Here is a 9,026-nt window from a genome sequence, read left to right on the forward strand (position 1 = left end):
CTCCAGCCCCGCACTTCCCCCAGAACGCGAAACCCGGAGCGCGCCTCGAGGGGACACTTGGGCGCTACACGAGGTGGTTTGCTCTCTCTAAAAAAGATCAATGATTTGGCTAAGTGGGTCCCTTTTGGGGATAACTATCCAATTCCACCCGATCTGTGGATATCTCAAAAGAGCCAAGAAGAAACTACGTTTGCGATGCGCCCCTAGTCCCTTCAAGCCTGCCGACGGGTGGCAGGCCCGAGGTCTTAAGCGGCTGCCTGTTCGAGCAGCGCGACGTTAGCGCGCTGCGAGTTCAGCCGCGCCTCGGGCCTGACGGGACCCGGCGGGAAGCCGTAGGCCAGGCTTGCAGGGCGGCCTTTGGGGTGAAGGGGAATTTGGCCGAGCAAATTCCCCTTCCTGCCTGCCGGGCAGCCCCGGTAATGAAAATCATCATCCGCGTAGCGGATACAAGCTTATGCATAAGAACAGTGTTGCTTGCTCTAGCGGCCGGGCGCCGGTCCCCATGCCGACAAGATCTCTCGCTCCTCTTGGGTCATCTGAGTCAAATTGGCCAGCGGCATGTATTTGGACGCCACCGCCTGCTTGATTCTGTGGGCGTTGATGAGGATTTCCTGCGCATCGTCAAACTTCAAACCGGCCGGCGGCGCCACGAAGCCGGCCTGGCTGGGCGTGGCCGAGTGACAGGACAGACAGCGGTTTTGAATGATGGCGTGAATCTGACGCAGGCTGTCGGCTGTTTTTTGCGACGTCGACGCCGCCAGCGAATCCGCCGCGGCTTGCGGTGCGGTTGGCGCGATGGTGGGCGGCGGCGGCGCGGCCAATAAGCCCACGCCGGCCAGCAACAGGCCGCCCAACGCCGGCAGCAGCGGCCGCTTGCGGCCGGAGTGACGCAGCACGAAGTATTGACGGATCAGCGCGCCGGACAGGATGAACAGCACCATGATCAGCCAGGCGTGGCGGTTGCCGTAGGTGAAGGAGTAGTGGTTGCTGATCATCAGGAACACCACCGGCAGCGTGAAATAGGTGTTGTGCACCGAGCGCTGCTTGCCGCGCAGCCCATCCAGCGGATTGGGTTTGTCGCCGGCCTGGATGGCGCGCACCATGCGGCGCTGACCGGGAATGATCCAGAACAGGACATTGGCCGACATGCAGGTGGCCATGACCGCGCCGGTGATCAGGAAGGCGGCGCGGCCCTGGAAGATCTGGCTGCTGGCGTAGGCCACCAGCGTCATCAGCAGCGCCACGGCCAGGCTGAGCGCGCCGTCGCGGTTCATGTCCGGGCTGATGCGACGGCAGAGTTGGTCGTAGGCCAGCCAGCCGCCCAGCAGGAAGGTGGTGGCGATCACCGCGGCCTGGCCGCCGGACAAGGCCGCCGCCCAGGCCCAGGGGCTGCCGGAGTTGACCAGGTAGAAGGAGGCGTTGAACAGGTAGAGCAAGGAGAACAGGCCGAAGCCGGACAGCCAGGTGGCGTAGGATTTCCAGAACGACCAGTGCAGCTTGTCGTCCAGCGGGAAGGGCGGCTGGCCCAGGTATTTCTGGTTGTGGTAAAAGCCGCCGCCGTGCACGGCGAACATCTCTCCGTGCAGGCCGCGCCGGGCATCGGCGGCGGAGGGCGGCGACAGGCTGTTGTCCAGCATGACGAAGTAAATCGATTCGCCTATCCAAGCGATGGCGGCGATCACGTGCAACCAGCGCAGCAGCAGGTTGCCCAGCTCCAGCAGGTAGTTTTCCATGGCGAGGTTTCCGGGTGGGGGACGGGAACAGCGTCAACTGCCGCGGTAGGTGGAGTAGCTCCAAGGCGTGAGGACCAGCGGCACATGGTAGTTTTCGTCCGCCTTGGCGACGCCGAAGCGCAACGCGACTTGGTCGAGGAAGCGCGGTTCCGGCAGCTTCACGCCTTGGGCGGCGAAGTAGTCGCCGGCATGGAACAACAGTTCGTACACGCCTGCGCGCAGCTGCTCGCCTTCCAGCAGCGGGTGTTCGCAGCGGCCGTCGCGGTTAGTCGTCGCCTCGTCCAGCAACAGCCGTTGTTCTCCGTCCAGCCGGTACAACTGGCAGCGAACGCCCGCCGCCGGCTTGCCGTGCATGGTGTCCAGCACATGGGTGGTTAATTTGCCCACGGTTGTTTCTCCTTTGTTGTGCGGCCCGATCTGGCGGGCCTGTTGTCGATCTTGTTGTTCGCGATGGCGATTTAAAATTGTCGACAATTTGTGTTGACGATAGTGTTTGCTCACGACAATAATTGTCAACAAAATTCTGAAAGCATAGAGCGGGATATGGAAATACCGGGAGGAGACATGTTGCATTCCGCTAACGGAACCCAGGCCGCCGCCGCGCCGAGGGCGTCCACCCTGGCGGGCGACGGCGCGCCGAGCAATGACGCCGACCGCTTGTACTGGGAAATCTTCGACGCGGTGATAGACCAGCGGCTATTGCCGGGGGTCAAGCTGACCGAGGCGGTGCTGTGCGACGCCTTCCAGTGTTCGCGCAGCAGCGCCCGCAGCGCGCTGGCCCAGTTGGCGCATGACAAGATTGTGGACATCCAGCCTAACCGCGGGGCCTTCGTCGCCAAGCCGGACGAGAAGGAAACCCGCGATGTGTTCGAGGCGCGGCGCATGGTTGAGGCGGCGATTCTGGACAAGCTGTTGGCCTTGCCCGATCTGGCCGAGCGTTTGCCGCCGATGCGGCGCATGGTGGCTGACGAGCGCGCGGCTTTCGAACGCGGCGACCGGGTTAGCTGGATCCGTCTGTCCAACGCTTTTCACGTGCAACTGGCGCGCCTGGCCGACAACGAGGTGTTGACCGAATTGATGCACGGCCTGTGCTCGCGCACTTCGCTGATCATCGCTTTGTACGATGTGCCCGGTCGCAGCGCCTGCTCCTTCGACGAGCATGAGGCGATCCTGGCGCGGCTGGAAGCCGGAGATCGCGCCGGCGCAGCGGCGGCGATGCACCATCATCTGGAAGACTGCGAGCGGCGGATGAAGGTGGAAGCTCCCAGCCGCCTGGACCCGTGGACGGTATTCAACCTTAAGCGCTGACAGCGGGAAGGATGGCCATGCAGGCGGATTATCCACGCGATTTGATCGGCTACGGCCGCGAGCTGCCCGAGGCCAATTGGCCGGGGGCGGCGCGCATCGCCGTGCAGTTCGTGCTCAATTACGAGGAAGGCGGCGAGAGTTGCGTGTTGCACGGCGACGCCGGCTCCGAGCAGTTCTTGTCGGAAATCATCGGCGCGGAGGCCTACCCAGCGCGGCATCTGTCGATGGAGTCGATTTACGAGTACGGCTCGCGCGCCGGGGTGTGGCGCATTCTGCGCGAGTTTGAGCGGCGCGGCCTGCCACTGACGGTGTTCGGCGTCGGCATGGCTTTGGAGCGGCATCCGGAGCTGGCCAGCGCGCTGGCGGAGTTGGGCCATGAGGTGGCCGGCCACGGTTATCGCTGGATTCATTATCAGCAGGTGGACGAAGCGGTGGAGCGCGAGCATATGCGGCGCTGCGTGGAGGCGATACGTCGTTTGACCGGCCAGCGTCCGTCCGGCTGGTATACCGGCCGCGACAGCCCCAATACGCGCCGGCTGGTGGCGGACGACGGCGGCTTTCTCTACGACTCCGATTACTACGGCGACGATTTGCCGTTCTGGACCCTGGTGCGACGCAGCGACGGCGGCGAGCCGCCGCATCTGATCGTGCCTTACGCGCTGGACACCAACGATATGCGCTTCGCCACCGCGCAGGGCTTCAATACCGGCGAGCATTTTTTCAGCTATCTGAAAGACGCTTTCGATGTGCTCTACGCCGAGGGCGCCGACAAACCGCGCATGCTGTCGGTGGGGCTGCATTGCCGTCTCATCGGCCGGCCCGGCCGCTTTGCCGGTCTGTGCCGCTTTCTCGATTATCTGGAGCGTCATCCGCGGGTGTGGGTGTGCCGGCGGGTGGACATCGCCCGGCATTGGCGGGAGACGCATCCTTTCACCGGAGAGCGGCCATGTCCTTGACGCTGGAACGCATCAACGCCCTGCCGACAGAGCAGTTCGTCGCCGCGCTAGGCGGCATTTTCGAACACTCTCCCTGGGTGGCGGCGCAGGCGGCCGGCCTGCGGCCGTTCACCAACGTGGCGGACCTGCACGGCTGCATGCGGCGGCAGGTGGAGGCGGCCGGCGTGGAGGCGCAATTGCGCTTGATCCGCGCCCACCCGGAGTTGGCCGGCAAGGCGGCGCAGCGCGGGGACTTGACCGTCGAGTCCGCCGCCGAGCAAGGCGGCGCCGGCCTGGATCAGTGTTCGCCGCAGGAACTGGAGTTGTTGCGGCGGCTGAACGCCGACTACCGGGCCCGTTTCGGTTTTCCCTTCATCTTGGCGGTGCGCGGCTATGGGCGCGCCGGCGTCATCGCCGAGTTCCAGCGGCGGCTGGCTGCCGAGCCGGAGGCGGAACGGCTGGCCTGTTTGCAGCAAATCTATCGGATCGCCGGCCTGCGCTTGGCCGAACTGATTTCTTCCTGATCCCGCGACTAGACCGGAGCCGCCATGTCCAGCCAGATTCTCGTCATGTACTTGTTGTCCATCCTGGTGGTGATCGCCGTGCCCGGCCCCCTGTCGCTGTTCATGGTCGCCACCAGCGCCGAGCATGGCCTGTTGCGCGCCTGGCCGGCGTTTGCCGGCGGCGTGCTGGCGTCTTTGTCGCTGCTGCTTTTGTCCGCCTTGGGCGTGGGCGCGCTGATCCTGGCCTCTCCCGGTCTGTTCTCCATCCTGCAGACGCTGGGGGCTGGCTATCTGCTGTGGCTGGGCTTTAAGGCCTGGCGCGGCGCAGGGCAGGCCGCGTTCGCACAGCACGGCAGGCGCGGCGCGCCGGCGCAATGGTTTTCCCATGCCTTTCTGCTGGGCATCAGCAACCCCAAGGACATCGCCTTTTTCGTGGCGCTATTGCCGCAGTTCATCGACGCCCATGCGCCGCTGGCGCCGCAATTGGGCTGGATGGCGGCCGGCTGGGCGGTAATCGATTTATCGTGCAAGACCGCGTACGGCTTGCTGGCGCAGTTGTTCTTCCAGCGTCTGGCGGTGTTGCGCATCGTGTTTCTCAAGGCTTCGGCCTTGTTTTTCCTGGCCTTGGGGCTGGCGTTGATCTGGAGCCGGCTGACGGCATGAACGGCGGACGGCGCGGCCAGATGGCGCGCGCCGACGCCATTGATAAGGAGAAAGTCTGATGGCGCTTGTCAATCACCCGGCAGGAACGGTGCTGCACGCTCCGGCGGTCGAGGTGCCGGAGTTCGCCCGGCGTTACGCCAACCTGGCCGCCGCCGATTTCGGCGCCAGAGTTCTGGCCTGTTCCGATCAGTGGTTCGCCGCGGCGGAGCGGATGCTGCAAGCGTCCGAGCCGGTGTTCATCGTCGGCGAGTTCGACGATCACGGCAAATGGATGGATGGCTGGGAAACCCGCCGTCGCCGCAACGGAGGCTACGACCACGCGGTGATCAAGCTGGGCCTGCCCGGCGTGATCAAAGGGCTGGACATCGATACCAGCCATTTCAGCGGCAATTATCCGCCGGCGGCCTCGGTGGAGGCCTGCCGCTCGGACGGCGATCCGGACGAGCGGACCGAGTGGGTGGAGATCCTGCCGGCCGCGTCCTTGGGCCCCAGCGCCCATCATTTCATCGCCATCGACGATGCGCGCGATTGGACTCATTTGCGCTTGAATATCTATCCGGACGGTGGCGTGGCGCGCTTCCGGGTCTACGGCCAGCCGGCCTGCGATTGGGCGCGGCAGGACCCGGCCGCGCTGCATGAGGTGTCGGCGCTGGCCAAGGGCGGCCGCGTTGTTGCTTATAACGACGCCCATTTCGGCGTGCCCTTCCGGCTGATCATGCCGGGGCGCGGCGTCAATATGGGCGACGGCTGGGAAACCCGCCGTCGGCGGGAGCCGGGCAACGATTGGTGCATCGTCGAGCTGGGGCATGCGGCGCGGGTGGACAGCATCGAAGTGGACACCGCCCACTTCAAGGGCAATTATCCGGACCGGATTTCGGTACAGGCCGCCTATGTCCGCCATGGCACCGATCAGTCCATCGTGACCCAGGCCATGTTTTGGGACGCTCTGCTGCCGGAGCAGAAAACCGAGATGGACCGGCAGCATTTTTACGACAAGACCATGCTGCGCGATCTGGGCGCGGTCACCCATGTGCGGCTGAACATCTTCCCGGACGGCGGGGTCAGCCGGTTGCGGATTTGGGGACGGCTGGCGGATTGAGCCGCTCGCCCTTGCCGATGGCGTTCTGTTGAGGAGCGAGGCATGAGGATTCTAAGCTTGGAACCGTTGACCAAACAGGCGTTCGCCCCGTTTGGCGATGTGATCGAAATCGACGGCAGCGATTGGTTTCCCATCAATCAGGGCAGCACTCGCCGCTATCACCGGCTGGGCCTGGTGGAGGCCGGCGGCGGCCTGCCCGGCATCAGCATGGCGCGCGGCGACGCGCATCGCCTGCCGCTGGAGATCCGCATGCTGGAACGGCATCCGCTGGGTAGCCAGGCTTTCATCCCTTGCAACGGCGTCGCTTGCGTGGTGGTGGTGGCGCCGGCTTGCGTCGGCGACCGGCCGGACGAAAGCCGGGTCCGCGCCTTTCTGGCGCGCGGCGATCAGGGCGTCAACTACCACCGCGGCACCTGGCACCACCCGCTGACCTGTCTGGAGCGGGCCGGCGATTTCATCCTGCTGGACCGCATCGGCGCCGGCGACAATTGCGACGAGGCGATGCTGTCGCAGTCTTATCTCATCCAATCGGTCGGCGCTGGTTAGCCTGCGTCGGCCTCCTTTTTTAGCGGTCAAGGAGTCGGTTGTGTAATACCCGCAAGTCGTCAGGGCGGCGGCGTTTGAAAAAGCGGCCCGGCATCTACAAAGGAGACGTGCATGGATTCCAAGCTGTCGGTGCACCCGGTGGATCAACGCCTGCCCTTGGGCAAGCTGTTCACTCTGGGCCTGCAACATGTGTTGGTGATGTACGCCGGTGCGGTGGCTGTGCCGCTGATCATCGGCAGTTCTCTGGGCTTGCCCAAGGAGCAAATCGCGTTCTTGATCAGCGCGGACCTGTTCTGTTGCGGGGTGGTGACCTTATTGCAGTGCTTGGGCGTTCGCGGTCTGGGCATCCGGCTGCCGGTCATCATGGCGGTGACTTTCGCCGCGGTGGGGCCGATGGTGGCGATTGGCGGCAATCCGGCGCTGGGTTTGCCCGGCATTTTCGGGGCCACCATCGGCGCCGGGGTGCTCAGCTTGTTGATGGTGCCGCTGATGGGGCGATTGATCGGCTTGTTTCCACCGCTGGTCACTGGGGTGGTGATCACCTCCATCGGCCTGTCCATCATCCGGGTTGGCATCGACTGGGCCGCCGGCGGCAGAGGCAACCCGGACTATGGCCATCCGCTCTATCTGGGGGTATCGGTGGCGGTGCTGGTGTTCATTCTTCTGGTTACCCGTTATCTGAAAGGTTTCTTCTGCAATATCGCGGTATTGCTGGGTTTGTTGTTCGGCTTTGCCCTGGCCTTGCTGTTGGGCAAGGTCAACTTGGGTGGCTTGGGCGAGGCCGCTTGGTTCGCGCCCATCGCGCCCTTCCGTTTCGGCATGCCGCGTTTTGAACTGTGGTCCATCCTGACATTGACCGTGGTGATGCTGATCATTTTTGTGGAATCCATGGGTATGTTCCTGGCGCTGGGAGAGATTGTGGAGCGTCCGGTGGACAGGGCCGCCTTGGTGAGAGGCCTGCGGGTGGATGCGCTGGGCACGGTGATAGGCGGCCTGTTCAACTCCTTCCCCCATACCTCGTTTTCCCAGAATGTCGGCCTGGTGGGCGTTACCGGCGTCAGCAGCCGCTGGGTGTGCGTGATGGCCGGCGGCATTCTGCTCGTATTTGGCTTGGTGCCCAAGATGTCGCTGATCGTGGCGTCGATTCCTCCCTTTGTGTTGGGCGGAGCCGGCCTGGTGATGTTTGGCATGGTGCTGGCCACCGGGATCAAGATTCTGGGCAAGGTGGATTATCAGACGCAGCGGCATAATTTGCTGGTGGTGGCCATCAGCCTGGGTTTGGGCATGATTCCGACGGTGTCGCCCGGCTTTTTCCGGCAATTGCCGGAAGTGCTGGCGCCCTTGTTGCATAGCGGCATCTTGCTGGCCACGGTTAGCGCGGTGGTGCTGAATGTCTGGTTCAACGGCTTGGCGCGGCCGCGGGAAACGGCGTCGCCCGGCGTCGTGCTTGGGGAGGCCGCGCATTAGCGGGGGCGGGGTTGCGACGGCCGGGATCAGGCGGTTTCGGCGCTCGCCGCCGCGATCTCGCGCTTATTCCCGTACATCTTCCGGTCCGCCACCGTCAACAACTCGTCGATCAACAAGCCGTCCTCCGGGTAATAGGCGATGCCGATGCTGACGCCCACCGAAATCAAATGATCGTTGACCTCGTAGGGCTGATGAATCACTTGCTTCAGGCGATTGACGATTTTGTCCGCTTCGCGGTTGGATTCGATGTCTTCCATCAACACTACGAATTCATCGCCGCCCAGCCGCGCCACCGTGTCTTCGCCGCGCAACTCTTCCTTGATGCGGGCTGCGATCAGTTGCAGGATGCGGTCGCCAGTGATGTGGCCGTAGGTGTCGTTGACCGGTTTGAAGCGGTCCAAGTCCAGAAACAGCAGGGCCAGCCGCTTGCCGCTGCGATCCACGCGCGAGATGGCGTGCTGCAGCCGGTCGTAGAACAAGTTGCGGTTGGCCAGTCCTGTCAGGCGGTCGTGGTTGGCCAGGTAGAACAGCTGGTTTTCACGCTGGCGGCGGCCGTGCGCCAATTGCAGGTAGTGATGGGACACCAATAGCAGGCCGGTCAGCAGAGCCAGCGACAGGACCAGCAGCATGCCCCATTCGAATGTGCCGATCTGCCGCCAGCCCAGCTGCTGGTTGATGGTGAGCAAGAGCGGCTGATTGGCGCCGCCCAGCGGGTGGCGGGCTTCCAAGCGCGGGAACAGCAGGGTTTCCAAGGCGCTGGCGCGTTCGGGAC

The 9,026-nt window shown here is 64.0% G+C and carries 10 protein-coding genes; 7 read left to right on the forward strand and 3 right to left on the reverse strand.

What is annotated here, in order from left to right; all coding sequences use genetic code 11:
• Positions 1–479: 479 nt before the first annotated feature.
• Positions 480–1,733 carry a urate hydroxylase PuuD gene (locus HA052_RS26475; RefSeq protein ID WP_166454339.1) on the reverse strand — a complete coding sequence of 418 codons (1,254 nt, stop codon included), beginning with the start codon at positions 1,731–1,733 and terminating at the stop codon, positions 480–482.
• A gap of 33 nt (positions 1,734–1,766) precedes the next feature.
• Positions 1,767–2,120 (reverse strand): hydroxyisourate hydrolase, encoded by a 354-nt coding sequence (gene uraH, locus HA052_RS28075; RefSeq protein WP_166454340.1) that lies wholly within the window; start codon positions 2,118–2,120, stop codon positions 1,767–1,769.
• A gap of 177 nt (positions 2,121–2,297) precedes the next feature.
• Here uraH and HA052_RS26485 point away from each other — a divergent pair, with 177 nt between their 5' ends.
• The 7 genes from HA052_RS26485 to HA052_RS26515 all read left to right on the forward strand — a co-directional run bounded on the left by HA052_RS26485 (position 2,298) and on the right by HA052_RS26515 (position 8,254).
• Entirely contained in the window at positions 2,298–3,041 is a 744-nt protein-coding gene (locus tag HA052_RS26485) for a GntR family transcriptional regulator (protein WP_081549588.1), read from the forward strand.
• Between the two features lie 17 nt (positions 3,042–3,058).
• Positions 3,059–3,997, forward strand: a complete 939-nt coding sequence (gene puuE, locus HA052_RS26490) for an allantoinase PuuE (protein WP_206119069.1) — start codon at positions 3,059–3,061, stop codon at positions 3,995–3,997.
• Positions 3,988–4,500 carry a 2-oxo-4-hydroxy-4-carboxy-5-ureidoimidazoline decarboxylase gene (gene uraD, locus HA052_RS26495; RefSeq protein WP_166454342.1) on the forward strand — a complete coding sequence of 171 codons (513 nt, stop codon included), beginning with the start codon at positions 3,988–3,990 and terminating at the stop codon, positions 4,498–4,500. The genes puuE and uraD overlap by 10 nt, the downstream gene beginning before the upstream one ends.
• Positions 4,501–4,524: 24 nt before the next feature.
• Positions 4,525–5,142: a LysE family translocator gene (locus HA052_RS26500; RefSeq protein WP_166454343.1), complete on the forward strand. Its 618-nt coding sequence runs from the start codon at positions 4,525–4,527 to the stop codon at positions 5,140–5,142.
• A gap of 58 nt (positions 5,143–5,200) precedes the next feature.
• Positions 5,201–6,241 carry an allantoicase gene (alc, locus tag HA052_RS26505; protein ID WP_166454344.1) on the forward strand — a complete coding sequence of 347 codons (1,041 nt, stop codon included), beginning with the start codon at positions 5,201–5,203 and terminating at the stop codon, positions 6,239–6,241.
• A gap of 42 nt (positions 6,242–6,283) precedes the next feature.
• Entirely contained in the window at positions 6,284–6,787 is a 504-nt protein-coding gene (locus tag HA052_RS26510; RefSeq protein ID WP_166454345.1) for an ureidoglycolate lyase, read from the forward strand.
• Between the two features lie 111 nt (positions 6,788–6,898).
• Positions 6,899–8,254 carry a nucleobase:cation symporter-2 family protein gene (locus HA052_RS26515; RefSeq protein WP_166454346.1) on the forward strand — a complete coding sequence of 452 codons (1,356 nt, stop codon included), beginning with the start codon at positions 6,899–6,901 and terminating at the stop codon, positions 8,252–8,254.
• Between the two features lie 26 nt (positions 8,255–8,280).
• On the opposite strand, the gene HA052_RS26520 is transcribed toward HA052_RS26515, so the two are convergent.
• Positions 8,281–9,026: GGDEF domain-containing protein (locus HA052_RS26520; RefSeq protein WP_166454347.1), on the reverse strand; the 746-nt coding region annotated here is incomplete at its 5' end.

Source organism: Chromobacterium fluminis (genome assembly GCF_011602385.1).
In the GTDB taxonomy this organism is placed as follows: domain Bacteria; phylum Pseudomonadota; class Gammaproteobacteria; order Burkholderiales; family Chromobacteriaceae; genus Chromobacterium; species Chromobacterium fluminis.

Coding starts and splice junctions, on each gene's coding strand:
- uraD (WP_166454342.1), top strand. CDS start 3,988: ATGTCCTTGACGCTGGAACGCATCAACGCCCTGCCGACAGAGCAGTTC.
- HA052_RS26510 (WP_166454345.1), top strand. CDS start 6,284: ATGAGGATTCTAAGCTTGGAACCGTTGACCAAACAGGCGTTCGCCCCG.
- HA052_RS26485 (WP_081549588.1), top strand. CDS start 2,298: ATGTTGCATTCCGCTAACGGAACCCAGGCCGCCGCCGCGCCGAGGGCG.
- HA052_RS26515 (WP_166454346.1), top strand. CDS start 6,899: ATGGATTCCAAGCTGTCGGTGCACCCGGTGGATCAACGCCTGCCCTTG.
- HA052_RS26475 (WP_166454339.1), bottom strand. CDS start 1,733: ATGGAAAACTACCTGCTGGAGCTGGGCAACCTGCTGCTGCGCTGGTTG.
- alc (WP_166454344.1), top strand. CDS start 5,201: ATGGCGCTTGTCAATCACCCGGCAGGAACGGTGCTGCACGCTCCGGCG.
- puuE (WP_206119069.1), top strand. CDS start 3,059: ATGCAGGCGGATTATCCACGCGATTTGATCGGCTACGGCCGCGAGCTG.
- HA052_RS26500 (WP_166454343.1), top strand. CDS start 4,525: ATGTCCAGCCAGATTCTCGTCATGTACTTGTTGTCCATCCTGGTGGTG.